Raw genomic sequence first — 25,868 nt, 5'->3', positions numbered from 1 at the left:
CAGTGCTGCTAACTCCCGGAGCGTAGCACCGGCATTTACACCCCAATGGGGTCGAATCCGGGTTCTTAATGCTTTCTTAACGCTCGCCGTCGCAACCCCTTGGCACCATGGAATACCGCTATTCCCGCAGCCGGTAGCCAAGCCCCGTTTCGGTCAGCAGGTGCCTTGGATTGGCCGGATCAACCTCCAGCTTCCGGCGCAACTGGGCCAGGTAGACCCGGAGGTAGGCTGTCTCGTCGGCATAGGCAGGGCCCCACACCTCAGCCAGGATTTGTGCGTGTGTCACCAGGGCCCCGCAGTTTCTGGCCAGCAGCTCCAGGATGTTCCACTCCGTGGGAGTAAGTTTCACCTGCGTCCCGGCCCGGATAACCTCCTTGTTGGCCAGGTCCACGGTGAAGCCTGCCGTCCTGACCACGGGAACGGTGTCTTGGCCGGCGGACCCGCGGCGCTGGGCCGCGCGGAGCCGGGCCAGGAGTTCGTCCATGCCGAAGGGTTTGGTGACGTAGTCGTCCGCGCCGGCGTCGAGGGCCTGGATTTTGTCGTCCGAGCCGTGCCGGGCAGACAGCACGACGACGGGTACCCCGCTCCAGCGGCGCAGCCGCCGGATGACCTCGACGCCGTCGATGTCCGGCAGGCCAAGGTCGAGGATGATGACGTCCGGCCGGTGGCGGGCCGCCTCCTCCAGGGCCTGGTGTCCCGTGAGCGCGGTGAAGGTCGAATATCCGCGTGCGTTGAGGTTGATCTGCAGGGCGCGCAGGATCTGGATTTCGTCGTCGACGATGAGCACGTCAGCCATGGTGTCCTCCGGAAACCGGTGTGGGCGCTGCACCGGTGGACAGCGGAAGGCGAACCACCATGGTCAGCCCGCCGCCGGGGGTCTGCTCGGCGACCAGCACACCGCCCATCGCCTCGGTAAAGCCTTTGGCCACCGCCAGGCCCAACCCGATTCCTGACCCGGCAGACGTGTCATCGGCGCGCTGGAACGGGCGGAACATGCTCAGGACCTGGCTGGCGGGGATGCCGGCCCCATGGTCCACCACCTTCAGCTCACTGGCCGGAACCCCGCCGATGACGGCGCTGCCCGCCCCGCCGACGTCCCCGGCAATCACCACGTCCGACTCGGGCGCGTACTTGAGGGCGTTTTCCACCAGGTTCGCGATGACCCGCTCCAACAGCCCCGGGTCCGCCTCCACCGGGGGCATGTTGTCCGGCAGGAGGATCCGCACCCGGTCCGGGTCTGCACCCCGGACCGCCTCACCCACCACATCGGCCCAGTACACGGGGCGGATCAGCGGGGAGATGGAGTCGGCCGTGATCCGCGACATGTCCAGGAGGTTGCTGACCAGCCGGTCGAGCCGGTCCGCGCCGGTTTCGATGGTGGCCAGGAGTTCCTGCTGTTCTTCCCGGGGCAGCGTGATGGCGGGATCCCGCAGGCTGCTCGCGGCCAGTTTGATGCCCGCCAACGGAGTCCGGAGATCGTGGGAGACGGCACGCAGGATGGACGTGCGCATCTTGTTGCCCTCGGCCAGGCGCAGGTTCTCCTGCTGGCTCGCGGACAGTTCCTCCCGCTGCAGCATGGCCAGCAGGTGCGCGCCGAAGGCGGCCAGCAGGCGGCGCTCGTCCACCCCCAGCTCCCGGCCCGTCAAGGCCAGGGCCCGCCACGCATCAAGGTCATCCACGGTGGACGCGGCGGAGATCGACGGCGGGGCTGCCGCCCCCGAGTGCGCCAGCAGGGTCCAGCCGGCCGTTCCGCCGGCAGCCTCCCGGTTCCTCGCCCACAACGCCGCGTTATCCACCTGGAAGTGGTCGCGGACCTGGTTCAGGAACGCCGGAATGCTGTTCCCCTCCGCCACGGCGCGGCGGCTCATCTCGCCCAGGATGGCCGCTTCGGCTCCGGCCTGGCGTGCTTCCTTGCTGAGCCTGGCGGAACGGTCCACCACCAGGGACACGGCCACCGCCACCAGCAGGAACACCACCAGGGCCAGGACATTTTCCGGGTCCAGGATCTCGAAGGAACCCACCGGCAGCACGCTGAAGTAATTCACCACCAGGCTTGCAAGCGCCGCCGTGGCAACGGCAGGCCACAACCCGCCGACAAGGGCGACGGCCACCACGCCGGTCATCTGGACCAGCATGTCCGTGGACAGCTGGTCATGCGGGAGTTCGTCCAGGATGAACTGCAGGGACGGCGGCAGCACCGCTCCCAGGATGAATCCCGCGGTCTTCCTCCGCCTCCCCAGCGTCTGGGGGCTGCTGCGCCGGTCGGGTTGGGCAGGGGCGGTTTCCCGGGATACAAGGTGGACATCGAGGCCGCCGGCCTGCTGCCGGACACGGTCGGCGACGCTGCCGCGGTGCCGCCGGGAAGCGGACGTGCCCAACACGATCTGGGTGGCGTCCACGCTGCGGGCGAACCGCAGCAGCGAGTCGGCGACATCCTGCCCGCCGATGGCATAGAAGGTGCCGCCGGCATCACGGGTGAGCTGGCGAAGTCGTTCCATCTCCTTGCCGGGCTGGTCCGCCGCGAGAGTTGCGCTGCGGACGTTCACCACGTGGAGTTCTCCGCCGGGGACGGCAGCCGACAGGCCGGCGGCCCGCCTGACCAGGTCCTGGTCCGCAGAAACTCCGCTGACGCCCACCACGATCTTCTCCTGGCGGGGCACGGTGTCCGTCACGGTGCGTTCCCCGAGTGCTTTCGAGGTGTTCCTGGTGCCATGGGACCATTCTTCACCGCTGGCGTGGCTGCCACGAAAAATCCCCCTGACGGGGAGCCGGGACCCGCCGCCGAAAAATGGCAAAGCCTTGCGCGCATCTTGAGCCTTTCTTGAGGAGAAGAAGCGACAGTAAAGGCACGCCGTGCAGCAGAGTGCGGCACAGCCCGGCTGGCCGGGCGGGGGACAAAATTCACGGGAACAGTCCCGAGGTCTCAAAACGTCCGCCGGTGCCTCCCCCGGGGCGCCGGCGGATGCCGCCCCCTCCGGCGCGCTCCCTCACCTTTCGCACCAAGTCCCGGCACGCCCTCCCACTGCCGGCACTTGTTTTCGGCTAATCCGGGCGGCCCGGCGCCCTCCGCCGCTACTATCAGAGGAAGAAACTCACCCTGCTTACTACTTCCAGGTGGTAAAGAATGGTCGAAGCAGCAACGGAAGCCGTTTCGGAAGTGATCCGCCGGAACAACGTCACGCTGTCCGGTCGTCCCGACGGGCCGGTGATGGTGTTCGCCCACGGGTACGGCTGCGACCAGGACATGTGGCGCAGGCTGGTACCGTACTTCGCCGACGACTACAGGCTGGTGCTCTTCGACCACGTGGGCGCGGGCCGTTCGGACGTGGAGGCCTATGACCGGGAAAAGTACGGCACTCTCGGCGGCTACGCGGCGGACCTGCTGGAGATCTGTGAGTCGCTAAACCTCCGCGACGTTATCCTCGTGGGTCACAGCGTGAGCGCAATGATCGCAGTGATCGCGGCGGTCCGGGAACCGGACAGGTTCTCCCGGCTGGTCCTGGTCGCCCCGTCGCCCCGCTACACCAACGACGCCGCCGACGGTTATGTGGGCGGGTTCTCGCAGGAGGACATCGAAGGACTGCTGGCCTCACTGGACAGCAACTACTTCGCCTGGGCGGAAGCACTCGCACCGATGGCCATGGGGAACCCCGATTCGCCCGAGCTCGCCGAGGAACTTCGCAGCAGCTTCTGCCGCACCAACCCGTCAATCGCCCGGCACTTCGCGCGCGTCACGTTCCTCTCGGACACCCGGCCGCTGCTGGACGAGGTTGCGTGCGACAGCCTGATCCTGCAATGCTCGGACGACCTCCTCGCGCCTCCGGAAGTGGGTTCCTACGTGCACCGGCACCTGGGCCGGAGCACCCTGGTGCAGCTGCAGGCCACCGGCCACTGCCCGCACGTCAGCGCTCCCGCAGACACGGCAGCCGCCATCCTCGACTACCTGGCCTCCCGTCCGTGACAGACACGCCCGGCCCGCCCGCGGACCAGTTTGAGGCGCTGTTCCACCAGGCGCCGTGCGGGTACCTGGTGACGGACGACGACGGCCGCGTCACCGCTGTCAACGACACTTTCGTCCGCTGGACCGGCTACAGCCGCGCGGAGCTGGAGGGGCGGACGCTGCAGAGCCTCATGCCCGTGGGTGACCAGATCCTGTACTCCACGCATTGCATCCCGCAACTGGGCATCAACGGCTCCGTCTCCGAGATAGCCGTGGACATCATCGCGGCCGACGGCGGACGCCGCGCCGCCCTTCTGTCCGCGTCCCGCAGCCGGGACACTGAGGACGGGACCGGCACGGTCCGGGTGATCATCTTCAGTGCGCACGAGCGGCGGATGTACGAGAAGGAACTCGTGACAGCCCTCCGCGCAGCGGAGGAATCCGATGCCCGGCGCGGGCAGGCCGAGAAGGAACTCGAGCGGCTGGCCCACCATGACGGCCTGACCGGCCTGCCCAACCGTGCCGGCCTGAAAGCTGCAATCGGACCGCTCCTCCATGACGGCCCGGGCGGCAGGTCGCCGTCGGTCCACTTCATCGACCTGGACCGCTTTAAGGCAGTCAATGACAGCCTGGGGCACGCAGCGGGGGATGAGCTGCTGGTGGCCACGGCCCGGCGGCTGCTGGCAGCGGCGCCGGAGCGGGGGACGGTCGCCCGGCTCTCCGGCGACGAGTTCGTTGTGGCGGGGCACGTCGCCGACAAAGCTGAGGCCACGGCGGTGGCTGCCCGGCTGCTGGACGTCCTCAGGGCGCCGATGCAGATCGAGGGGCTGGAAATCGTCACCTCCGCCAGCATCGGTATCGCCGTGGCTGACAGCGCTGACGAAACCCTCGAGGACCTGATCCGCCGGGCGGACATCGCCATGTATCGGGCAAAGGAGAGGGGCCGCAACCGGTGGGAGCTGCATGAGCCCGCCGCATCGGATCCCACGGTGGACCGGCTTCGGGCCCTCGGTGAACTGCGCCGCGGCATCAGGGAAGGGGCCTTGCGTGTGCACTACCAGCCCCGGATCGACCTGCGTACCGGGCGAACCAGCGGGGTGGAGGCACTGGTCCGGTGGCAGCATCCGACACGGGGGCTGCTGCCGCCGTCGGAGTTCATCACCATGGCGGAGGACTCCGGCCTGGTCCGGCCGCTCGGGGCCTGGGTGCTGAACGAAACGATGCGGCAGGCGGACATGCTGCGCCGGGAGGACCCCCACAAGGCGGGCCTGGAATTTGCGGTCAACCTCTCGGCCCGGCAGTTGAACGACCCCGAACTTGTGGCAACCGTGAAAGGCGCCCTGCAGCTGCGCCGGGTGGACCCGGCCCTCCTGCTGCTGGAAATCACGGAAACGGCCCTCATGTCCGATCCCTCAGCGGCCCTGGAGTCCCTGACCGCGCTCAAGAACCTTGGCGTGAGCCTGGCGGTTGACGACTTTGGTACCGGCTACTCGAGCCTGACATACCTGAAGAAGTTCCCGATTGATGAATTGAAGATCGACCGGTCCTTCATCACGGGCCTGGGCTCGGATTCGGGCGATTCAGCAATTGTGGGAAGCTGCATCGGTTTGGCGCATGCCGTTGGAATCCGGGCGGTGGCCGAGGGCGTGGAAACGCGGGGCCAGCTGGAGACGTTGCGTGCCATGGGCTGTGACCTGGCCCAAGGCTTCCATTTTGCGTGTCCGCTTCCCGCACCGTTGCTCAAGGAGTGGCTGGACGCCCATGCCGGACGGCATTACGTGGGTGGTTAAAAAGAAAACGTGCTGCTCCGCGCTCACCGCCCTGCTCCTACGGCTACCCGTATTGGCGGATACAACCGTAAATGGTGAGCAGGGCGGAAGAGGCGGAAATCGGGTGGGTGGCAGGCCCGGGGCCCCACAGTGGGCGCTAAGGGTCTGCGGTGCGGCGGCCTATGCGGCCATGGCGGCTGCCGGCGCGGCGGCCTTCCCGCGCGGCGCCAGCACGCTGATGGTGCACGGCGCCTGCTGCGGATCGATCTTTACCGGTAAGTGATGGGTCTCGGAGGACGCCTGGAGCATCTCCAGCGCTGCTTCATCCACGCGGGCGTGGGAGATATCCAGCTCCAGGTCCAGGCCTTCCTTCAATGAATTGGCCCGCTTTGCGACTACATAGAGGGCGTTGACGCTGTGAACGGTGATATGCCCCTTTGCAACCACCTTGGCACGTGCTTGGTCGAGATCGATTCGGACAACAATGTTGAGCTTTGAGTTCAAGTTGTAAAGCCTTCCCCGGCATTGGCTGCGACGCTGCAGCTTCTTGCTATGGCCGTTTGCATCAGCCTCATCCAGAGTAGGGGCAGGATGTGACACACGCAACACCGTGACCTTTATTACATCCAATGGTCTTTCTTAGTACCCGCGCGTTCTTCCCCTCCTGCACCGCCGGGTCCATCATTAGCCCATGGGCACGAGCGGAAGCGACGGCCTGGGGGACGCGGCAACGGACAGGAGCGGAAGCAGGACGGGGAACCGGCCGGACCATGCGGTCGTCTTTGTCCACGGCATGGGCCGCGCCCTGAAGGGCGGAACGCTGCAGGAGTGGGCGCAGCCGCTGATGCTCAGCCTCCACGACCTCTCCCTCGACCTCGTCCCTGATGTCCCGCACCCGCACCTGGTAATCACCCGGGCCAACGCCGTCGGCGACGCACCCGAAGTCGAAGTAAAGGTGCTGCACGGCTCGGCGGACGGCACCCCGGAGTATCTCACCGTCCTGATGACAGAGGCGTCTTGGGGCACGGACTTCGAGCCGGCGTCGGCAGCTTCCACCTACTCGTGGGCGCTGCGCACCGCGCTGCGCGTCTACAAGCGCTCCCTGCAGCTGCTGCGCTGGAACCTGTATCCCGGGCAGCGGCGCGCGAGCATCGGCTGGGCCGCAGCGCGGCTTCGGCAGCTGCTGCTCACCGCCATGGTGGCGTTTGCCGGCCTGTTCATCCTGCTGGCTGTGCTGCTGGTGCTGTTGCTCATCATCATCCTGGCGTGGATTCCCGGGCCGGGCCGGTGGGTGGGCAAACTGGTGTCCCTGTTCGCGGACTTCCTGGGCGACCCGCAGGTGTGGAAGCGCAGGCCGCTGCAGGCTGCGGCGATGCGGCAGCGCGTGGTGGACACGCTGCGGCGGTGGGACCACGACGGCGGCACCCAGGTAACGGTGGTGGCGCACAGCCAGGGTGCCGCGATCACCGGGCAGGTGCTGTTCCAGAACCAGGCGCGGGCCACCAACTTCGTCAGCGTGGGCAGCGGCCTTGACCTGCTGGGCTATGCACAGTGGGGCGGCGGGACGGGCGAGGACCCGGTGACCGACTGGCTCGCCAACCCGTGCCGGCCACGCTGGATCAACGTGTGGGGCAAGTTCGACTTTGTCCCGGCCGGGCCCATCTCCACCCACGCCAATGGGCCGTTGCCGGTGTTCGGCAAGATCTACGCCCGTGACTCGGCGGGTGACGGCGGTCCCGGCCCGGAAGAGCATCCGGTCTACAACCGGTCCGGGCTCATCTACGACCACATCGTGTACTCCAGGAACCGCGTGGAGGTCCTGGACCCGCTGGCCCGGCTGATCCTGGACCCGCCGCCGGACCAGTCAGGGGACGGGCACAGCCTGGCATTCCGGGGGCTCGACGGCGACCGGCGGCTTCGTCCGCACCGCGTCATGGTCAAGAGCCTGGGCGTGACGCGGCTGCTGTCCGTGGTCACCTCCGCGCTCAGCGCTCCGGCCGCCCTGGCATGGCTGGGCTCCGAGGAGTGGGCGCGGAACCTGGTCCGGTGCGGTCCGCCCGGCGCAGGGGAGGACCCATGGTGGTCCTCCTGGCTCTGCTCCGGCCCGTCCTACCATTGGGGGCACTGGCAGGACTGGGGCGTCCTGCTGCTGACGACGGTGGTGTTCGCCGGGGCCCTGATCGGGCTGTTGAACGGGCCGGTGTGGGGTGTGCTGCACAACCGGCTGCAGCGCCTCCGGAAGCCCTCCGTCCGGCAATCCAGTGATCCCACGCGGAACCTGCCGGCCAATCCGTGGTGGTCCGTCACCTGGTACCTGGTCATTGTGACGGTGGTGGCGGTGGCTGTGCCGTTCATGCTGGCCTGGCCGGACCTGCCGTGGGTCCTGGTGGTGGTGTCGGTTGTGGCGCTGTGGGCGCTCTGTTTCACCCGCACCAGCATCACCGGGCTGCCGGCACGCACGCCGGAGCAGGCTCTTACTGCAGGAACGGTGGCGCCGGAACCGGACACAGCACCGCCCCGGCCGCTGCCCGCCGTCGTACATGCCAGCAGGCAGGGGGAACCGCTGGGCTCAGCCGACCACCTCGGGAAGCCGGCCGGTTAACACCGAGACGGACGCCGAGGACCAGCGCTCGCGTTCGGGCTCGTAGGAGATGACCACGGAGGCTTCGCTGTCGCGTGCCTCGTCCATGGCGAGGAGCAGCGCGTCCTCCATGTGCCGTGCATACTCGAGCCGCTCGGCCAGGGAACCCTGCAGGTCTGCGTCGTCGATCACGACGTGGCCTTTACCGTCCACGATGACCTTGAGCGAGTAGCCCTGGTCCTCGTGCAGGGATCCGCGGGTGGATGAAATTTCGGTGACTCTGTTTGCCCGGACCAGCCCGTTGCCGAGCGTGCGGATCCACACTTCACCCATCGAATGACCTCCCCTTGGCTGCGGGCGCGGATCAGCGCCCCTAAGGCGAAATCTACTCCTCCGCGGACCGTTTGTGACCCCCGAATTTTTCCCGTGTGGAAGGCGGGATCCGCGGGTGGGACCAACGTCCAGCGGGACCTTCGGCACTTCTGCGCCACACAGTCCGGAGCGACCCTGCTGGTATGGCAGCGACCACCCGCAGCGGCAGCATTGGCTCTGTTATTGTCAATGCCCTGCTGCTGTGGGCCATCAACATCTGGCCCGGATGGAAGGCCGTCCCGTTCCTGACCGCGGACATGGCCCGCGTCCTCGACGCCGTCAACGCCTCCCTGGTTGCGGGCATGGTCGTGAACCTCATTTTCGTGGTGGTCCGGTCGAGGGGCCTGCAGGCCATTGGGAACCTGGTGGTTATCGGCTTCGGCACGGCCGCCCTGTTCCGGCTCTGGGATGTCTTCCCCTTCGATTTTGGTGGCAGCTGGTCCGGCTGGCCGGTGGTGGTGCGCGTGCTCCTGGTGCTTGGCTTCGTGGGCTCCGGCATCGGTGCCCTGGTGGAGATCGGCGCCCTGTTCCGGTCCCTGGCAGGTTTCGCGCCCCGGACCAGGCAATAACTTTCCCCGCTCGCACGGCGGGCGGTGGCTCTGCGGCGCGCATCTTTATCCGGACACGGCGGCAGAATGCGGGGCCTTCGGCGGCCCTAGGATAAATCTGATGACTTCCCCCGGTGACCCGCAGCCCTTCAGCCTCCGCTCCATTGCCGTGGCGGCCTTCGGGCCCACGTTGCTGTTCGGCATCGGGCAGGGCGCCATCCTTCCCGTGGTGGCTTTGACCGCCCGGGACCTGGGGGCGACAGTGGCCGTGGCCGCGCTGATCGTCACCCTCATGGGGCTGGGCTCGTGGATCTTCAACCTGCCCGCCTCGCTGGTGACGCTCAGGTTCGGTGAGCGCTGGTCGATTGTTGGTGCGGCCGCCGCGGCCGGGCTGGCGATGGCGGCAGCGGGGCTCTCCTTCCTGGTGCCTGACGGCCTCTGGCTGCTCGCGGCTGCAATGGCCGTCGTCGGGATGGCCGGCAGCGTCTTTGGCCTGGCCCGGCAGAAGTACCTCACGGAGGCCGTGCCGGTGCAGTTCCGTGCGCGGGCGCTGTCCACGCTGGGCGGGGTGAACCGGATCGGCGTGTTCATCGGGCCGTTCCTTGGCGCCGCGGTGATGCAGTTTTCCGGCATCGGCGGGGCGTACTGGGTGGGCGTGGTGGCGATGGCGGCCGCCGCGCTGCTGTCGCTCACCATCCCGGACCTCGCCGCCGCTGACCCGGACGACGGCGGCAGGCCAGGTCCGCAGCCGACGCTCCGGAGCGTGGCGGTGTCGCATGCGGGCGTGTTCCTGTCGCTGGGCACGGGCATCCTGCTGCTGAGTGCGCTGCGGTCCTCCCGGCAGGTGGTGATCCCGCTCTGGGCGGACCACCTGGGGATGGATGCCACCTCCGCTTCCCTGATCTACGGGCTTTCCGGGGCCATTGACATGCTGGTGTTCTACCCGGCCGGGAAACTGATGGACCGCAAGGGCAGGCAGTTCGTGGCCGTCCCGTCCACGCTGCTGATGGGGACGGCGCTGCTCCTGATTCCGCTGACCGGGTCCTTTGTGGGGCTGCTGCTGGCCGCCTTGCTGATCGGCTTCGGCAACGGCATCAGCTCCGGGCTGGTGATGACGCTGGGCGCGGATTTCTCACCCAGCCCCGGCCGCGGCCAGTTCCTGGGGCTCTGGCGGTTCATGGCCGACGCCGGTTCCACGGGCGGGCCGGTGCTCCTCTCCGGGGTGACCGCCCTCGCCTCCCTGGGGGCGGGGATCTCAGCCACCGGCGTCCTGGGCTTTGCGGCGGCGGCCGTGTTCGCCGTCGTGATTCCCCGACTCAAGCACCGCCGCAACTACTGACGTGCGCGTTATCCTCGACAGATGAGTGAAACGGGGATCCCCACTCGGATCAGTGCGCTGCAGAAGGGCCTGTGGTGGCTGCAGGACTATGCCTACGCCGCGGTCTGCCAGGTCCAGGGCATGCTGTCCCGGGTGCAGCCGGGCTCCTTCCACCAGGGCCACCGGAACCCCGTTGTCATCATTCCGGGAGTCTACGAGAACTGGCAGTTCATGCTGCCGCTGATCCAGTCCATCCACGACGCCGGGCATCCGGTCCACGTGGTCACGGTGCTGCAGCGGAACAAGCTGAAGGTCCCGGCCGCGGCCCGGCTGGTGGCCCAGCACATCGAGGAAGCGGGCCTGCGGGACGCTGCAATCGTGGCGCACAGCAAGGGCGGCCTGATCGGCAAGTACGCCATGCTGAACCTGGATCCCGAGCAGCGGATTTCCCGGATGGTCGCGGTCTGCACGCCGTTCTCCGGCTCCAGCTATGCCCGCTACATGCTGCTGCCAAGCCTGCGGATCTTCTCGCCGCGCAACGCCCTCACCCTCGAGCTTGCCCGTGAGGAGACCATCAACAGCCGGATCACCTCCGTCTACGGCCCCTTCGATCCGCACATTCCTGAGGGCAGCGTCCTTCCCGGCGCAACCAACATCGAGCTGCCCGCCGCCGGGCATTTCCGGATCCTGGGCGACCCGGAGACGGCGCGGATCATCGTGGAGCGGCTGACCCCGGACGCCACGTGACTTCCCTTGGCTGGAGGTTCTTTGGGTAAGGAGTACGACGCCGGGCGGCCGGCTCCGGAGGAGCCTGACCACTCGCGTGCCGGGAACGCGGGGGAGCGGCGGCAGAGCCGGTGGGCCACCGTCCTGGCGGTGCTGCAGCGGCTGCTGTACCTGCTGGTCACTGTTGCTGTCGGCTGGGCCGTGTGGTTCTTCCTCTTGTCCCGGCTGTCCCGCGGGCCGGAGCAGGCGTGGGTGTTCCTGCCGGTGTGGCTGATCCTGGCTTACGCCCTGCTGCCGCGCATCCACAAAATCCTCAGCAGCCTCTACATTCCGGATTACTTCATTGGCCGGACCCGGACGGGCGACGGTGTGCTGGGCGACCCCGTGAACCTGGCCGTGGTGGGAACAAAGGCGGAGCTGCGCCGGGCCATGCTGTCCGCCGGCTGGGTGGAAGCGGACCCCATCACGCCGGCCACGACCTGGCGGACCCTCACCTCCACGCTGCTGGGCCGCAGCTATCCGCAGGCCCCGGTCAGTTCGCTCTACGTGTTCGGCAACAGGCAGGACCTGGCCTTCCAGCGGGAGATCGACGGCAATCCGCGGAAGCGGCACCACGTCAGGTTCTGGCAATGCCCGGAGGGGTGGATGCTGCCCGGCGGCCTTGCCGTCGATTTTGTGGGTGCCGGCACTTACGACCGGAGCGTTGGCCTGTCCCTCTTTACGTTCCAGATCACCCACAAGATCGCCGACCGGACGGATGAGGAGCGCGACTTCATCATCGAGACGCTCCGGGCCGCGCGGGCTGTGGAATCGGTGCACGTCATCCTCAACTACTCCACGGGCTACCACCACCGCAACGGCGGCGGCGACGCCATCCGCACCGACGGGCACCTGCCGATCATCGACCTGTTTGAACCCGGCCGCCCATCCGCCAGTTCCCCCAACTAGGTAGCAGTAAGTGTCGTTTTGAGCCCTGATAACGACATCTACTGCTACCTAGTTGGGGGAGGAGGCGCAGTTGGCAGGACAAAAGGGCTGGGAAGGGCTGGTTTGCCTTTCGGATACCTTGAGGGTTCTTTGACTCTTTGCCTCGGCAGTTCCTGAGTATGGGCAGGCATTGTTGTCGCCAGCGGGGCGTATCGCCCCTGGCCTGACCCACCCGCCCAGCTCGGCGGAAGCAGGCGCCGCTACTTCCCCCCCCTACGTAGCGGCGCCAGCTTCTGCCGGGCTTGGCCCTTTTAAGCGGCCCGGTTCTGCGGATGCGCCCGCGTGCGACATGATGGGTGCATTCGAGAGAAAGGCTTGCCGTGATCGAGATCCTGAACCGCGCCGAACTGGCGCAGGCAAAAGAAACAGGCGCCCTGGTGGCCGGCATCCTGCAGGCCCTGAAGGACCGCAGCACGGTGGGTACGAACCTCCTGGAGATCGACCGGTGGGCGGCGGAGATGATTGTCGACGGCGGGGCGCAGTCCTGCTATGTGGACTATGCACCGTCTTTCGGGCGCGGCCCGTTCGGCCATTACATCTGCACCGGGGTCAATGACGCGGTGCTTCATGGACTCCCGCATGATTACGCACTTCGGGACGGCGACCTGCTGACCCTTGACCTTGCCGTGTCCAAAGGAGGCGTTGCTGCTGACTCGGCAATCAGTTTCATCGTGGGTGACACGCAGCCTCCGGCCGGCGCGGCACTGATCGAGGCCACCCAGCGGGCGCTCGAAGCCGGTATCGCCGCGGCAGGGCCCGGCGCGCGGATCGGCGACATCTCGTACGCGATCGGCTCGGTCCTCAAAGAGGCAGGTTATCCGATCAACACTCAGTTCGGCGGGCACGGCATCGGATCAACCATGCACCAGGATCCGCACGTTCCCAACACGGGCCGGCCCGGCCGCGGATACCAGTTGCGGCCCGGGCTGATGCTGGCACTGGAGCCGTGGGTGATGGCAGATACTGCCGAACTCGTCACCGACGCCGACGGGTGGACGCTCCGCAGCGCCACGGGCTGCCTGACCGCACACAGCGAACACACCATCGCCATCACGGACGACGGGGCGGAGATCCTCACGCTGCCGTAGTACGCCCGGAAGCACGTGCCGTGGCCGGGCGGTCCGGGACCCAACGGCCGGGATTTCTGACAGAAGGGGTTCCTGGCGGCGCCCACTTCAAGACGCCGCCAGGAGTCTCATGGCTTGCAGGAGAGCCATCCTGGACCGGGGCTTGCGCCGCCGGTAAAGAAACTATCCAGCCAAGAGATCAATAAAACAGGCGTAATCCCTCAAGAAGCGCTCAAAATCGGGGCAGGATTCCCGGCTTCCTCGACCGGCGTGGGTCCTCCGGCAAACGCGTGCAGCATGGCGGCGCGGTCGAACTGGCCTTCCCATTTGGCCACCACGAACGTTGCAACGCAGTTGCCGAGAAGATTCACCACAACCCGCATGGAGTCCATCAGCCGGTCAGCTCCGAGCAGGAGTGCGACGCCGGCGACCGGGAAAATCCCGAGTGCACCTGCCGTGGCGGACAGCGCGAGGAACGCTGATCCGGGAACCCCTGCCATACCCTTGGACGTCAACATCAGGACGCCCAGCGCTGCAAGCTGCTGACCCAGGTCGAGGTTGTATCCGAAGGCCTGGGCCAGGAACAGCAGAGAAATGGACAGGTACAGGGCGGCGCCGTCCAGGTTGAAGGAATAACCGGTGGGAACCACCAAACCCGTGGTGGCGCGGGAACATCCGGCATTGGTCAGCTTGGTCATAATGCGGGGCAGCACCGATTCGGTGGACGCGGTACCCAGGGCCAGGAGGAATTCCTCGCGGGTGTACTTCATGAACTGCCACAACGGCACCCGCGGATACACCCAGGCCACGAGAAACAGCAGGCCGATAAACACGATTGCGGCGCCGTAGCAGGCTGCGATCAGCAGAGCATAGGTGCCCAGCGAGCCCAGTCCGTACTGGCCGATGATGAACGCCATCGCGCCGAAGGCGCCCACCGGGGCTACCCGCATGACCCAGGCCATGATCTTGAAGAACAGCTCCAGCACCGTTTCCATCAGCGTGAGCACCGGAAGGCAACGCTCGCGGCCTACAACAACGATTGCCGCACCAAAAAACACCGCGAAGCAGAGCACCTGGAGGAGGCTGTTGCTGGCGAAGGCGCCGACGACGCTGGTGGGGATGATGCCCAGCACAAAAGCACCTGCATCCTTGGGCGGTGCGGTGGACGTCTTCGCGTTGAGGGCGTCCTGGGAGAGCGACGCGGGATCGATGTTCAACCCTGCGCCTGGTTGGACGAGGTTTCCCACCACCAGTCCGAACACCAGGGCGAAGGACGTGGCGGCGGTGAAATAGACCAGCGCCTTGACGCCCACGCGGCCCACGGCTTTGACGTCACTGACAGCTGCGATGCCGGTGACGATGACCAGGAAGATCAACGGGGCGATGATCATCTTGATGAGCTGGATAAACCCGTCCCCCAACGGCCGGAGCGCCGCGCCGATATCCGGCCAGAAGTGACCGATTACAACTCCGGCTGCTACTGCAACGAGAATCTGGAAGAAAAGGGACTGATAGAGCGGCTTCCTCGGTGTCGGAAGTGCCGCTGAGGGCGCAGTGCTGTTCATGCCGTGGCCTGTTCGGTGGGGGACAACGGCACAGTACGTGCCGCGGGATCACCACCACGCTAAGGAACCATTGTTTCCGGAAAGATAAATCCGCGATGCGGAAATATTAACCAGAACTGCGGCGCCGGGCGGCGAAAGCGAACAGGGATGTGGTGGCCACGGTGGCCAGGTACCCGGCGATGACAATCAGGGAGATCCCGGCCCAAAAGTAGTTGGTGGTGCTGGTCTCCTGCCAGGGGCTCGGTGCGATCCTGATCAGCGAGTACACCGCCACCGCGGCCGAGGCCAGCCCGATCAGCACCGGGAGCGTCACCCAGGCCCGCGCCGAGCCGATGTGGTGGCCGAAGCCGTCCCAGGCATTCCAGGCGCCACGCTTGATGATGAGCCAGCCGGCAGGGATCATGAACGCGCCCACCAGCAGGAACGCCGCCACCACATCCGCCGGCCGGTGCCACTGGTTGATCAGGGTGGACACGCCGGAAGCGATCGCAAATGTGCCGCCCACAAAACCGGCCATCGGCCGCCAGCGGGGCGAGGCCATGAGGAACACCGCAGCCGCGGCCGACGCCGCCAGCGTGGTGTGGCCGGACGGCAGCGAGTTCAGTTCCAGGGTCACCACGCCCTTGTCCGGCCGGGCCGGCAGCAGGGCCTTCAGCACCTGCGTGGCGATGTTCGCGCCGATGCAGGCGGCCACGGCAATGCCGGCCTCGGTCCAGTGCCGCCGGATGACCGTGACGAACAGGACCACGACGGCGGCCATCACCAGTGAGATGGTGGGCAGCAGGTCCAGGAACCTGGTGCTCGCCTTGCCCGCCGGGCCGTGGATGGCCACGGCCTCCACCAGCGCGGACTCGTCGATGAACTGGCCCGTGGTGGTCTGGACAAAGAAGTAATAGGTGGCCATGAGGCCCGCAACGCACGCCAGGGTGGACAGCAAAAACAGGAAACCCGAGCCCGGGGCGGGCTGGGAAACAATCCTCGTGCGTGCCGGCCGTGAAAGAGTCATCGCTTCAAGGTTGTCATAAAAAGCTGGAAGGCTGCTGGAGGCGGGGGACAGAGGCCGCGGCCACCACCAGCGCCAGTGCCCCCAGTCCGATCGGCAGGGCCGTGAGTGTCGCCACCCCGCCCACCAGCAGCGGGCCGCCGGCGTCGCCGAGTTCGCGGCCGAGCTCCGCCGAGCCCATCGTCCGGCCCATCCGCTCCGGCGGCGTGCTGTCCGCCAGGTGCGCGAACGCCAGCGGGGTGGCCGCGCCGATGCCCGTACCGATGGCCGCAGCCGCAACAAAAATGGTGACCACGCCGGGGGCAACCGCCAGCAGGCCCACACCGGCGGCAATCAGGAGGAGCCCCGCCGTCGTACCCCTGTTGTCGCTGACCCTGCCGTGGTCCCGCAGCCTCCCCACCCGCGGCTGCACCAGCACGGAGCAGAGCGCCACAACACTGACGGCGGCGGTTCCCGCGAACGTGTCCAGGCCGTGCCTCGTGGCCAGTGCCGGAAGGAAACCGACGGCGGCACCCAGGGCGGCGGTGGAGGCGGCAAGGACCAGCGTGGGCACCAGGAAACGGCGCTCACCCACCTGCCGTGCCAGGTCCATCACCGTGTAACGCTGCCGGGGAAGCGGGGCCAGGTGCGGCACCGCCACCAGGACCCACACCGCCGTGACCGCGGCAAGCGCCGAGAGGGTGCCGAACAGCAGGGGGAAGCCTCCAACCAGGATGAGCCCCGCGCCCAGCACCGGGCCAATGATGTACCCCAGGCTCTTCCAGGAACCGTACCGCCCGAAGTAGGTTCCAGCCTTGCCGCCCCGCGCCAGCCGGGCCACCATGGCGGACGACGACGGCGAGAACGCCGACGCCGCGGCGCCCTGTCCCAGCCGGGCGAGGGCAAGCATCAGCGGATTTGCTGCCCACAGGCCGATCAGCGACAACCCGGCGAACGCCAACAGCCCGCCCACAATGACGGGCTTGGCGCCGACCCGGTCGCTCAGCGCGCCGAAGACAGGTTTAAGGAAGACCTCGGAGATGTCGTACAGGGCGAGCAGGATGCCAAGGTTCAGCAGGGTCAGGCCGATGTTGCCGCTTTCCGTGCCCAGCCCCGCGGCGATGCTGTGGGCCCCGAAGGCGGTAACGAAGCCCGCGGCGTAAAGCGGGGCGGTGGCGGCGCGGCTGACCGCGGCGCTTGTTCCGGTGCTTCCGGCCGGACCGCCGGTCACGAATGCACTCCCTTGTAAACCTGGGCGGCGAACCCATCCAGGGCAGCCGAGCAGGCAGCCATCTGCTGTTCAGCCTGGTCCGCTGCCGGACTGCCAAAGACGTCACGGCCACGGATGGCCCGGTACCAGCGCCGCAACCGTTCCAGGCTTTGCTCTTCTTCCTCGAGTTCGGCCAGCGTGAACTTCTTCTTGGCAATTTCCTTGGCGATCTCAGCCGTGAACTTGCCGCAATCGGCGGTGAATTCGCCCCACTCCTCCGCGCGGGCTGCGTCGAACGCGGCCCGAAGAGTGGCCGCGTCGTCTTCCGCCGCCGCGGTGGTGAGCAGGAGAAGTTCGCCGTTGCCGCTGCGCGCCAGCGCCTTCGCCTTTCCGGCGCCTTCCCGGCACAGCGGAACATCCGGGGCGGTCCATGCCCCCTGGCCCAGGGGGACGGCGCCGAAGCGCCGGAGTTCCCGCCACACGGCCACGCGGTGCCGGGAGGGCTCGGACGGGACCTGTACGAACATCACCAGCCAGGAGTCAGGCGCATTGGAAATCACATCCGTGAGTGTAACAGTTGTTACTGGATACAGTGTGGCCGGTCCCGGCTTCGGACTCCTCAGAACTTTGGGAAGAGGCGTAGCCTTCGAGTATGAACACCGTTGTTCAGACCGTTGATTTGCATAAGCACTTCGGCAGGGTCCGTGCCCTGGACGGGCTCAACCTCGAAGTCGAGCACGGAGAGATCCACGGTTTCCTCGGCCCCAACGGCGCCGGAAAATCCACCACCCTCCGCATCCTGCTCGGCCTCGCAAAGGCCACCTCCGGCTCAGCCCGCGTCCTCGGCCTCGAGCCCTGGACCCAGGCGGTCGACCTGCACCGGCGCCTCGCCTATGTCCCCGGGGATGTCAGGCTGTGGCCCAACCTTTCAGGCGGGGAGACGATCGACCTGCTGTCACGGCTGCGCGGGGGCACGGCGGACGGGCCGGGCTACCGGCACCGCAAGGCCCGCCTCTGCGATGCGTTCGACTTCGATCCGGGCAAGAAGGGCCGGGCATATTCGAAGGGCAACCGCCAAAAGGTTGCGTTGATCGCCGCGCTGGCCACTGACGCTGAGCTTTACCTCTTTGACGAACCCACGAGCGGCCTCGACCCGCTGATGGAGGCGGTCTTCCGCCGCGAGACGCTGGCTGTGGTGGAACGGGGCGCCACCGTCCTCCTGTCCAGCCACATCCTCTCGGAAGTGGAAGTCCTGTGCCACCGGGTGAGCATCATCCGGGCAGGCCGGATTGTCGACGGCGGCACCCTGGACTCCCTGCGCCACCTCACCCGCACCCAAGTTTCCTTCGCCGCGGACGGTGTGGACACCGCGGCGCTGGCGAAGCTCGGCGCGGTCCACGACCTGATGGTCGACGGCGGACGGGTCAGGTTCGGTGCGGATTCTGACCGGGTCTCCGAGGTGCTTCCGGTCCTCGGCGCCCTTGGCGTGCAGGGCTTGACCATCACTCCGCCCTCGCTCGAAGAGCTTTTCCTGAGACACTACGGCGATACGTCCATCAGCGCGGAGTCCGGAACGGACGGCGCGGACGACAGCCAGAGGCGCGGGCGGCACTTGCTGGGCGCCCGGGGACGTGGCTGAGATGGGCGTCCTTCCCGTGCTGTGGGGCCAGCGCCTGCGCCGGGACCGCTGGCAGCTGCTCACCTGGGCCGCCGGCATTGGCGCGCTGGCGATGTTCTCGGCCGCGGCGATCCACCAGACGTACGGCGACCAGGCCGACCGCGCCGAGATCCTGCAAGTCGCCACGGCCACTCCTGCAATCCTGATGCTGCGTGGCCTGCCGCGCGGCGCGGACCAGGGTGCGTTCACGTTTTTCCAGATCTACGCGTTCCTGGCTCTGCTGGCCGGCCTGATGAGCACGTTCCTCGCGGTGCGGCACTCACGGGCCGAAGAGGAAACCGGCAGCGCCGAGCTGATCGGCGCGACACCGGCCGGACGCCTCATCCCGATGATCGCAACGTGCCTGCACGGCCTTTCCGCCAATGTCCTGGTGGCGCTAGCCGTGGCCGCCGGGTTTTCCTCCCAGGGCCTGGACCCGGAAGGTGCCCTGACCGCAGGAGCCGCCGTGGGCGCCGTCGGAATTGCCTTCCTGGCCGTGGGACTGCTGGTGTCCCAGTTCATGGGCACGTCCCGCGGCGCGAACGGTGTTTCCTCGGCGCTTGTGGTCCTCGCCTATGTGCTGCGCGGCATCGGTGACGCCATGGGAACGCCCGATTCGACCGGAACCAGGATGACGGAGGGCGCGGCAAGTTGGTTTTCGCCGATTGGCTGGGGCCAGCAGACCTTCGCCTTCTCCGGAAACCGCTGGTGGCCGCTGCTCCTGCCGCTGGCGCTCGCCGTGGTGTGCCTGGCTGCTGCCTGGCGGATCATGGCCGTCCGGGACACCGGCGACAGTGTCTGGGGTGCCCGGCCCGCACGGACAGCTGCCAGGCCCTGGCTGAACCGTCCGGGGGCGCTGGCGTCGCGGCTGCAGGCAGGATCAATCATCGGCTGGGGGCTGGGCGGCCTGGCGGCCGGCCTCCTGGCGGGGTCGCTGGGGAAGGCGATCGCCGCCGTCGACCTCGCCGACAGCGACGTGACCGCCGCGCTGCGCGCGATCATCCAGGCACAAGGCACATCCCTGACCCAGCTTGTGGTGTCGGTGCTGTTTTCGATGGCCGGGGTCCTGGCTGCCACATGCGCCCTGCAGGCAGTCATCCGGATGCGGCAGGAGGAGGCCGCCGGAACCGCCGAGCTCCTGCTGTCCACGCCGGTGGGGCGGGTGAAGTGGCTGGCCGGCTACCTCTTGCTTGGAACGTCGGCGGTTGTGCTGGTCATGGCCCTGGCGGGGCTCGGCGCCTGGGCCACGCTGGCAGGTTCGGGCGATACTTCTGTCGAGGCCTCGGCGGTCTGGGAGACCGCCGCTGCGCAGGTCCCGGCGGCGCTGATCTATCTTGCTGTACCCGCCCTGGTTTTTGTCCTCTGGCCCGCTGCAACGATTGGCCTCAGCTGGGTCCTTCTGGGGATCGGCGTGGTGTTCGGGATTTTTGGCGGCATGGTGGGGCTGGACCAGTCGGTCCGCGACCTGTCCCCGTTCACCCACTCACCCGTTCCCGGCGGACCGGGCACGGACTGGAGCGGGGCCTGGTGGATGCTGGCGATCGCCGTCCTCTGCACAGCGGCCGCCGCCGGACTGATGCGCAGGCGCGAGGTAGGCGCTGAATAGATGCTGAGGCCGTGACCGCCGCATGAACGCGAACCCGGGGACATGCCTGCCGCCGTGTCAGGAAAGTGAAGCCGCGATCTCCCCGATAATCTCGAACTGCTCGCGCACGCCGCCTTCCATGCCGGACTGGGCGATCATGTCCCGGACGGCCTTGCTGCCCGCATCGGTCCGGATGCGCACCCTGGTGGCGCCGCCGTCGGCCTCCTCGAAGGTGACCGTGTTGAGTATCGCGCCTTCCTCGCTGTCCGGGGCGGCGCCGTCCAACTCCATCACCTCGGTGTGCACGATCCGCTCGTTGGGCACGATCTCGCGGTAGGTCCCGTGGAAGGCCACCTCGGACTGTCCATGGGCCAGCATGGCATACCGCCACCGCCCGCCGACCCGGAAGTCCATCTCGACTGCCGTCATCTCTCCGCGGCGGCCGGGCCACCACCTTCTCACGAGGTCCGGCGTGGTCCAGGCCCTGTACACGAGGTGCCGGGGCGCGTCCACGGTCCTGGTGATCAGGATTTCGGTGTCACTGGGGAAGCTGATGTCCATGGTGCTGGTCTGTGCCATTGCCGTGCTCCTTAGCCTTGTGTGTCTTCCTCTTCCAGGTCGTCCAGGACGTCCTCCAGGAGGTCGAACCGCTCCTCCCAAAGGTGCCGGTACCCCGCAACCCAGTCATGGATGGGCTTCAGGGCTTCGGGGTTCAGCCGGTAGAGGCGCTTCCGGCCTTCGTCACGGACGACGACGGCCCCTACCTCGCGCAGGACGCGCAGGTGGCGTGAGACATGCGGCTGGGCCAGGCCCAGCAGGTCCACCAGTTCGTTAACCGGCCTCTCGCCGGCGGAAAGGGCGTCCAGGATTTCCCGACGGCGGGGCTCAGCCACCGCATTGAAGGTGTCCGCGGTTGTTGCAGCCCGTGCCATGGGCCAATTGTATATCTATATGGATATGCTTTGGAAGAGCCTGTCGCTTCGTCCCTGAAGGGTCTACGCTTCCACCGAGAAGGACACTCCGAAAGGAGGCGCGGCATTGACCATCATCGACAACGCCGTGTACGTCGGCGGGCTGCGCACAGAGGATCCGGGAAGCCTGGACGAAACCTACTTCATCCTCCGGCAGCGCGAGGGAATGGCCTGGATCGGGCTGTACCGGCCCGACGCCGGGGAACTGCAGTCCGTCGCCGAGGAGTTCGACCTCAACCCCCTCGCCGTGGAGGATGCACTCGCCGGCCACCAGCGCGCCAAGCTGGAGCACTACGGCGAATCCGTGTTCCTGGTCCTGCGGCCCGCCCGCTACCTGGACGACGTCGAGAAGGTGGACTTCGGCGAGATCCACGTCTTCGTGGGGCAGGACTACGTGGTGACCGTCCGGCACGCCGAATCGCCGGACCTCGCCCGGGTGCGCCGGCGGATGGAGGCCATGCCGGCGTTCCTCGCCCTGGGCCCGGACGCCGTCCTCTACGGCATCCTGGACCAAGTGGTGGACGAATACGAGCCGGTGGCGGCGGGACTCGAGAACGACATCGACGAAATCGAGGACGACCTCTTCGGCGCGGACCCGGACGTCTCCCGCCGGATCTACGAGCTGTCCCGCCAGGTCATCACGTTCCAGCGCGCCACCAGCCCGCTCGTGGGGATCCTGCAGGTCCTGATGGCCGGCACGCCGGAGCGGGTTCCCGGCCCCGAGCTGCAGGACCATTTCCGCGACGTCCTGGACCATGTCCTGCGGCTCAACGAACGCGTGGCGTCCTTCCGCACCCTGCTCCAGAACGCCCTGGCCGTGAACGCCGCCCTGGTGGCACAGCGGCAGAACGACGAGATGCGCCGGCTGACCGAATCCAGCTTTGCCCAAAGTGAGCAGGTCAAACGCATCTCCGCCTGGGCGGCCATCCTGTTCGCACCCACCCTGGTGGGCACAATCTACGGCATGAACTTCACAACAATGCCGGAGCTCAATTGGGTGTTCGGCTACCCGTTCGCGCTGGGCCTCATGCTGGCGATGGGACTGGCGCTGTACTGGACGTTCCGGCACAACAAATGGATCTGAGCCGGAACGGCTTCGACCTCTTCCGCTGGCAGTCCTGCGCCCGCCGGTACAGTGAAACCCATGCCTGCGCCCCATACCCCGGTCCCGCCGCTTGATGAACTGCTCGCAGGCGCCCGCGTGGTTTCGCTGCCCATGCGCGTAAAGTTTCGCGGCATCCTTGAACGCGAAACGCTTCTGCTGCGCGGTCCTGCAGGCTGGGGCGAGTTCTGCCCCTTCCCGGAGTACGGGGACGCCGAGGCCTCCCGCTGGCTGGCCGCCGCCGTCGAGGCCGCCTGGCACGGCTTCCCCGCCCCGCTGCGGTCAGTCATTCCCGTCAACGCGACGGTCCCCGCCGTTCCAGCGGACCGGGTACCGGAGGTCCTGGCCCGCTTTGGCCGGGTGGACGCCGTAAAGGTCAAGGTCGCCGAGCAGGGGCAAACGCTGGACGACGACGCCGCCCGGGTCGCCGCCGTACGCGCCGCTTTGCCGGACGCCGCCATCCGGGTGGACGCCAATGGCGGCTGGGACGTGCCCGCCGCGGTGGCGGCACTGACCCGGCTGAACGCCGTCGGGCTGGAATACGCCGAGCAGCCCGTGCCCACCATTGCAGGCCTTGCCGAGGTGCGCTCGCAGCTGCGTGCCAAGGGCGTCCCCGTGCCCATTGCCGCGGACGAAAGCGTCCGCAAGGAGGACGATCCGCTGCGTGTTGCCCGGGCCGGCGCCGCGGACCTGATCGTGGTCAAGGTAGCACCGCTCGGGGGAGTGCGGCGGGCGCTGGACATCGTGGCACGGGCCGGCCTGCCCGCCGTCGTCAGCTCCGCGCTGGACACGTCAGTGGGCATCCGGGCCGGACTGGCGCTGGCCGCGGCGCTTCCGGAGCTGCCGTATGCGTGCGGGCTGGGGACGGTGTCCCTGTTTGAGTCGGACGTCACCACGGATCCGCTGGTGGCCGACGACGGCGCCATCCGCCTGCGCGACGTCACGGCCGACGGAGGGCTGCTTCGGCGGTATGCGGCGTCGCCTGACCGGCAGGACTGGTGGCTGGCCCGGCTCCGTCGGGTCCACGCGCTCCTCGCCTCCTGAGCCGTCGCCGAGGCACATTCGCGCAGGTCACCGGGGGTTACCGGCGGGTTTACCCCCGGTTCACCTCACCGACTACTTCACGTAGAGACCGGCTGGAAGGGTGGTTGCACCGCATCGATTTTTTTGGAAGGCACCCATGTCTGAAACGACTGCCCGCAAGTTCACCCTGCTGCCGATGCTCGGCCATACCAAGGGCAAGCGCAGCGCCGTCACCTGCGCGCTCAAGTGCGACAACGCCTGCGCCGGCGACGTCTGCAACACCAGCTCCAACAGCTACTTCCGCGACATCGCCTCCGCCACAATCTCCCGCCGCGCCGCCCTGGGCTTCGGCGCCGCCGGTGCTCTCGCCGTCGTCCTCGGCAGCGCCGTCACCTCGCCGGACTCCGCAAGCGCCGCGGGTCTGTCCAAGGCCGCCAAGGAGGGCTTCGGTGCTTCCAAGCTTCAGTTCACGGCGATTCCCCCGGTGGATGCGATGGTCGACGCCGTCACCGTGCCGGAGGGCTTCACCTGGCAGCCTGTGATCCGCTGGGGCGACCCCATCTTCAACGACGCCCCGGCGTTCGACCTCAACAACCAGACGGCGGCAGCCCAGGAAAAGCAGTTCGGTTACAACAACGACTACACGGACATCCTGGAAATTCCGGGCAGCAAGGGCCGCCGCGCGGTGCTCTTCTCCAACCACGAGTACACCAACGACGCCATCATGTTCCCGCCCACCATGCCGGCTGAGCAGCAGCGTGCCGTGGGCGCCGCCGCCCACGGCCTGTCAGTGGTGGAGCTCGAGCGCCAGAACAAGAACAAGCCGTGGACCTATGTGAAGGGCGCCGGGCTGAACCGCCGCTTCCTGAACTCCACCGTCTACGAACTCACCGGCCCGGCCGCCGGCTCCGCGCTGGTCAAGACGGTTGAGGACCCCGCCGGCCGCTTCATCAAGGGCACCCTGGGCAACTGCGCCGGCGGCACCACCCCGTGGGGCACCATCCTCTCGGGCGAGGAGAACTTCCAGGGCTACTTTGTCGCCCCGGGCACGTCCGCCGAGGACAAGCGCTACGGCCTGACTTCAAAGGCCACCGCCCGCCAGTGGGAACTGGACGACCCGCGCTGGGACACCCGGAACCCCGGCTACGAAAACGAAGCCAACCGCTTCGGCTGGATCGTGGAAGTGGACCCCTTCGATCCCACCTCCACCCCGAAGAAGCACTCCTCCCTGGGCCGCTTCAAGCACGAGGGTGCCAACGTCATCATCGCCGAGTCCGGCCACGTGGTGGCCTACTCGGGAGATGACGAGCGCTTCGACTACCTGTACAAGTTCGTCTCCAAGGACAAGTACATCGAGGGTGACCGCAAGCACAACATGACCCTCCTGTCCGCCGGCAACCTGTACGTCGCCCGGTTCACGGGCAACTCACCTGCCGCCGAGATCACCGGCACGGGAGCTGTCCCGGCCGACGGCGCCTTCGATGGCATCGGCGAATGGCTGCCCCTGGTGGTCGACGGCAAGTCCGCCGTTCCGGGGATGACGGTGGAACAGGTCCTGGTCTACACCCGCCTGGCCGCCGACAAGGTTGGCCCCACCAAGATGGACCGCGCAGAGGATGTCCAGCCGAGCCTGCACACCGGCAAGGTCTACGTCGCCTGCACCAACAACTCCAACCGCGGCGTGGGTTCGAACGAAGGCGCCACCGAGGTCAACCCGCGCAACCAGAACCGCGACGGACACATCGTGGAAATCATCGAAACCGGTGACCAGACCTCCACCACGTTCAACTGGAACCTGCTCATGGTCTGCGGCGACCCCAAGCAGGGCGACGTCACCTACTTCTCCGGCTTCCCGGTGGACAAGGTCTCGCCCATCTCCTGCCCGGACAACCTGGCCTTCGACTCGGTGGGCAACCTCTGGATCTCCACCGACGGCGCCCCCTCCGGCATCAAGAAGGCTGACGGCCTGTTCAAGGTCACCGTTGAGGGCCCCGAGCGCGGCAAGGTCGAACAGTTCCTCGCCGTCCCGCGTGATGCCGAGACGTGCGGCCCCGTCATCCACGACGAAGAGCGGACCGTGTTCGTTGCCGTGCAGCACCCGGGCGAGGACGGTTCCTTCGAGAGCCAGGTGTCCTTCTTCCCGGACTACGTCCCGGCAGGGGCGACGCCCGCTCTAGGCCAGGCCCGCGCACCGCGGCCGTCCGTGATCCAGGTGTTCCGCGGCTAGACCCTTCCCGTTGCCCTATCACTTTTGGTTCCTATGTGAGCGTTTTAGGGACCAATAGTGATAGGGCAACTCCGGCGTCGGGGGTGGCAGACTGGGACGGTGACTTCGCTGAACGAACCGGCCCCTGACGCCACCCCCGCCGCACCTTCCGACGCCACCCCCGCCGCACCTTCCGACGCCACCCCCGCCGCACCTTCCGGCGCCACCGCCGGCGCTGCAGCCGGCGCCTCGCAGGTGC

23 protein-coding genes are annotated in these 25,868 nt (G+C 67.5%); 13 read left to right on the top strand and 10 right to left on the bottom strand.

Translation table 11 applies throughout. The features are described from left to right. Window positions 1-118: 118 nt before the first annotated feature. Both ACYQ1Z_RS01295 and ACYQ1Z_RS01290 read right to left on the bottom strand, forming a co-directional pair. Window positions 119-796, bottom strand: coding sequence for a response regulator (locus ACYQ1Z_RS01295; RefSeq protein ID WP_459790549.1), 678 nt, complete (start codon window positions 794-796; stop codon window positions 119-121). Then, a complete protein-coding gene (locus tag ACYQ1Z_RS01290; RefSeq protein ID WP_459790548.1) occupies window positions 789-2,672 on the bottom strand; it encodes a DUF4118 domain-containing protein in 1,884 nt (627 codons plus the stop codon). Before ACYQ1Z_RS01290 ends, ACYQ1Z_RS01295 begins: the two co-directional genes overlap by 8 nt. 452 nt (window positions 2,673-3,124) lie before the next feature. Between ACYQ1Z_RS01290 and ACYQ1Z_RS01285 the strand changes: the two genes are divergently transcribed. Together ACYQ1Z_RS01285 and ACYQ1Z_RS01280 are read left to right on the top strand one after the other, a co-directional pair. Next, window positions 3,125-3,961 carry an alpha/beta fold hydrolase gene (locus ACYQ1Z_RS01285; RefSeq protein WP_459790547.1) on the top strand — a complete coding sequence of 279 codons (837 nt, stop codon included), beginning with the start codon at window positions 3,125-3,127 and terminating at the stop codon, window positions 3,959-3,961. Then, window positions 3,958-5,730: an EAL domain-containing protein gene (locus ACYQ1Z_RS01280; protein WP_459790545.1), complete on the top strand. Its 1,773-nt coding sequence runs from the start codon at window positions 3,958-3,960 to the stop codon at window positions 5,728-5,730. The genes ACYQ1Z_RS01285 and ACYQ1Z_RS01280 overlap by 4 nt, the downstream gene beginning before the upstream one ends. 159 nt (window positions 5,731-5,889) lie before the next feature. Here ACYQ1Z_RS01280 and ACYQ1Z_RS01275 read toward each other — a convergent pair whose 3' ends face one another. Further along, a complete protein-coding gene (locus tag ACYQ1Z_RS01275) occupies window positions 5,890-6,213 on the bottom strand; it encodes a hypothetical protein (protein ID WP_459790543.1) in 324 nt (107 codons plus the stop codon). Between the two features lie 187 nt (window positions 6,214-6,400). Here ACYQ1Z_RS01275 and ACYQ1Z_RS01270 point away from each other — a divergent pair, with 187 nt between their 5' ends. Further along, on the top strand, window positions 6,401-8,311 hold the full coding sequence (locus tag ACYQ1Z_RS01270; RefSeq protein ID WP_459790542.1) for a hypothetical protein: 1,911 nt from the start codon (window positions 6,401-6,403) through the stop codon (window positions 8,309-8,311). Here ACYQ1Z_RS01270 and ACYQ1Z_RS01265 read toward each other — a convergent pair. Beyond that, the gene (locus tag ACYQ1Z_RS01265; protein ID WP_459790541.1) at window positions 8,279-8,623 is read right to left on the bottom strand and encodes a thioredoxin domain-containing protein; all 345 of its coding nucleotides are present in this window, start codon (window positions 8,621-8,623) and stop codon (window positions 8,279-8,281) included. The genes ACYQ1Z_RS01270 and ACYQ1Z_RS01265 overlap by 33 nt on opposite strands. Window positions 8,624-8,805: 182 nt before the next feature. Between ACYQ1Z_RS01265 and ACYQ1Z_RS01260 the strand changes: the two genes are divergently transcribed. From ACYQ1Z_RS01260 to map, 5 genes are all read left to right on the top strand, one after another. Further along, on the top strand, window positions 8,806-9,231 hold the full coding sequence (locus ACYQ1Z_RS01260; protein ID WP_459790539.1) for a hypothetical protein: 426 nt from the start codon (window positions 8,806-8,808) through the stop codon (window positions 9,229-9,231). 100 nt (window positions 9,232-9,331) lie between these two features. Next, window positions 9,332-10,549, top strand: coding sequence for an MFS transporter (locus ACYQ1Z_RS01255; RefSeq protein ID WP_459790537.1), 1,218 nt, complete (start codon window positions 9,332-9,334; stop codon window positions 10,547-10,549). Between the two features lie 21 nt (window positions 10,550-10,570). Beyond that, window positions 10,571-11,275: an esterase/lipase family protein gene (locus tag ACYQ1Z_RS01250; RefSeq protein ID WP_459790536.1), complete on the top strand. Its 705-nt coding sequence runs from the start codon at window positions 10,571-10,573 to the stop codon at window positions 11,273-11,275. Between the two features lie 21 nt (window positions 11,276-11,296). Next, window positions 11,297-12,202, top strand: a complete 906-nt coding sequence (locus ACYQ1Z_RS01245; RefSeq protein WP_459790534.1) for an LssY C-terminal domain-containing protein — start codon at window positions 11,297-11,299, stop codon at window positions 12,200-12,202. A 359-nt stretch (window positions 12,203-12,561) separates the two neighbouring features. Further along, complete coding sequence (map, locus tag ACYQ1Z_RS01240; protein ID WP_459790533.1) at window positions 12,562-13,329, top strand: type I methionyl aminopeptidase; 768 nt, start codon at window positions 12,562-12,564, stop codon at window positions 13,327-13,329. A 200-nt stretch (window positions 13,330-13,529) separates the two neighbouring features. Here map and ACYQ1Z_RS01235 read toward each other — a convergent pair whose 3' ends face one another. The 4 genes from ACYQ1Z_RS01235 to ACYQ1Z_RS01220 form a co-directional block, all read right to left on the bottom strand. After that, window positions 13,530-14,873, bottom strand: a complete 1,344-nt coding sequence (locus ACYQ1Z_RS01235) for a cation:dicarboxylate symporter family transporter (protein WP_459790532.1) — start codon at window positions 14,871-14,873, stop codon at window positions 13,530-13,532. Window positions 14,874-14,979: 106 nt separating this feature from the next. Next, on the bottom strand, window positions 14,980-15,879 hold the full coding sequence (locus ACYQ1Z_RS01230; protein WP_459790531.1) for a phosphatase PAP2 family protein: 900 nt from the start codon (window positions 15,877-15,879) through the stop codon (window positions 14,980-14,982). 13 nt (window positions 15,880-15,892) lie between these two features. Further along, window positions 15,893-17,086 carry an MFS transporter gene (locus ACYQ1Z_RS01225; RefSeq protein ID WP_459790530.1) on the bottom strand — a complete coding sequence of 398 codons (1,194 nt, stop codon included), beginning with the start codon at window positions 17,084-17,086 and terminating at the stop codon, window positions 15,893-15,895. Then, window positions 17,083-17,625 (bottom strand): Chromate resistance protein ChrB, encoded by a 543-nt coding sequence (locus tag ACYQ1Z_RS01220; RefSeq protein WP_459790529.1) that lies wholly within the window; start codon window positions 17,623-17,625, stop codon window positions 17,083-17,085. Before ACYQ1Z_RS01220 ends, ACYQ1Z_RS01225 begins: the two co-directional genes overlap by 4 nt. Window positions 17,626-17,717: 92 nt before the next feature. Between ACYQ1Z_RS01220 and ACYQ1Z_RS01215 the strand changes: the two genes are divergently transcribed. Together ACYQ1Z_RS01215 and ACYQ1Z_RS01210 are read left to right on the top strand one after the other, a co-directional pair. Next, window positions 17,718-18,704, top strand: coding sequence for an ABC transporter ATP-binding protein (locus ACYQ1Z_RS01215; RefSeq protein ID WP_459790528.1), 987 nt, complete (start codon window positions 17,718-17,720; stop codon window positions 18,702-18,704). A gap of 1 nt (window position 18,705) precedes the next feature. After that, on the top strand, window positions 18,706-20,328 hold the full coding sequence (locus tag ACYQ1Z_RS01210; RefSeq protein WP_459790712.1) for an ABC transporter permease: 1,623 nt from the start codon (window positions 18,706-18,708) through the stop codon (window positions 20,326-20,328). A 57-nt stretch (window positions 20,329-20,385) separates the two neighbouring features. Here ACYQ1Z_RS01210 and ACYQ1Z_RS01205 read toward each other — a convergent pair whose 3' ends face one another. Next, a complete protein-coding gene (locus tag ACYQ1Z_RS01205) occupies window positions 20,386-20,886 on the bottom strand; it encodes an SRPBCC family protein (RefSeq protein WP_459790527.1) in 501 nt (166 codons plus the stop codon). A gap of 11 nt (window positions 20,887-20,897) precedes the next feature. Next, entirely contained in the window at window positions 20,898-21,239 is a 342-nt protein-coding gene (locus tag ACYQ1Z_RS01200) for an ArsR/SmtB family transcription factor (RefSeq protein ID WP_459790526.1), read from the bottom strand. A 106-nt stretch (window positions 21,240-21,345) separates the two neighbouring features. Here ACYQ1Z_RS01200 and ACYQ1Z_RS01195 point away from each other — a divergent pair, with 106 nt between their 5' ends. The 3 genes from ACYQ1Z_RS01195 (at window position 21,346) to ACYQ1Z_RS01185 (ending at window position 25,630) form a co-directional block, all read left to right on the top strand. Further along, window positions 21,346-22,362, top strand: coding sequence for a magnesium and cobalt transport protein CorA (locus tag ACYQ1Z_RS01195; RefSeq protein ID WP_459790525.1), 1,017 nt, complete (start codon window positions 21,346-21,348; stop codon window positions 22,360-22,362). A gap of 60 nt (window positions 22,363-22,422) precedes the next feature. Further along, window positions 22,423-23,424 (top strand): o-succinylbenzoate synthase, encoded by a 1,002-nt coding sequence (locus ACYQ1Z_RS01190; protein WP_459790524.1) that lies wholly within the window; start codon window positions 22,423-22,425, stop codon window positions 23,422-23,424. Window positions 23,425-23,560: 136 nt separating this feature from the next. Beyond that, entirely contained in the window at window positions 23,561-25,630 is a 2,070-nt protein-coding gene (locus tag ACYQ1Z_RS01185) for a PhoX family protein (RefSeq protein WP_459790523.1), read from the top strand. The last annotated feature ends 238 nt before the right edge of the window (window positions 25,631-25,868 follow it).

The organism is Arthrobacter sp. AD-310 (assembly GCF_054656615.1).
This window is presented reverse-complemented; position numbering and strand designations above follow the sequence as displayed.

Bases quoted from the DNA above. Each gene is read 5' to 3' on its own strand.
- ACYQ1Z_RS01295 (WP_459790549.1), bottom strand. From the start codon at position 796: ATGGCTGACGTGCTCATCGTCGACGACGAAATCCAGATCCTGCGCGCC.
- ACYQ1Z_RS01285 (WP_459790547.1), top strand. From the start codon at position 3,125: ATGGTCGAAGCAGCAACGGAAGCCGTTTCGGAAGTGATCCGCCGGAAC.
- ACYQ1Z_RS01270 (WP_459790542.1), top strand. From the start codon at position 6,401: ATGGGCACGAGCGGAAGCGACGGCCTGGGGGACGCGGCAACGGACAGG.
- ACYQ1Z_RS01265 (WP_459790541.1), bottom strand. From the start codon at position 8,623: ATGGGTGAAGTGTGGATCCGCACGCTCGGCAACGGGCTGGTCCGGGCA.
- ACYQ1Z_RS01260 (WP_459790539.1), top strand. From the start codon at position 8,806: ATGGCAGCGACCACCCGCAGCGGCAGCATTGGCTCTGTTATTGTCAAT.
- ACYQ1Z_RS01255 (WP_459790537.1), top strand. From the start codon at position 9,332: ATGACTTCCCCCGGTGACCCGCAGCCCTTCAGCCTCCGCTCCATTGCC.
- ACYQ1Z_RS01250 (WP_459790536.1), top strand. From the start codon at position 10,571: ATGAGTGAAACGGGGATCCCCACTCGGATCAGTGCGCTGCAGAAGGGC.
- ACYQ1Z_RS01235 (WP_459790532.1), bottom strand. From the start codon at position 14,873: ATGAACAGCACTGCGCCCTCAGCGGCACTTCCGACACCGAGGAAGCCG.
- ACYQ1Z_RS01230 (WP_459790531.1), bottom strand. From the start codon at position 15,879: ATGACTCTTTCACGGCCGGCACGCACGAGGATTGTTTCCCAGCCCGCC.
- ACYQ1Z_RS01215 (WP_459790528.1), top strand. From the start codon at position 17,718: ATGAACACCGTTGTTCAGACCGTTGATTTGCATAAGCACTTCGGCAGG.
- ACYQ1Z_RS01210 (WP_459790712.1), top strand. From the start codon at position 18,706: ATGGGCGTCCTTCCCGTGCTGTGGGGCCAGCGCCTGCGCCGGGACCGC.
- ACYQ1Z_RS01205 (WP_459790527.1), bottom strand. From the start codon at position 20,886: ATGGCACAGACCAGCACCATGGACATCAGCTTCCCCAGTGACACCGAA.
- ACYQ1Z_RS01200 (WP_459790526.1), bottom strand. From the start codon at position 21,239: ATGGCACGGGCTGCAACAACCGCGGACACCTTCAATGCGGTGGCTGAG.
- ACYQ1Z_RS01190 (WP_459790524.1), top strand. From the start codon at position 22,423: ATGCCTGCGCCCCATACCCCGGTCCCGCCGCTTGATGAACTGCTCGCA.
- ACYQ1Z_RS01185 (WP_459790523.1), top strand. From the start codon at position 23,561: ATGTCTGAAACGACTGCCCGCAAGTTCACCCTGCTGCCGATGCTCGGC.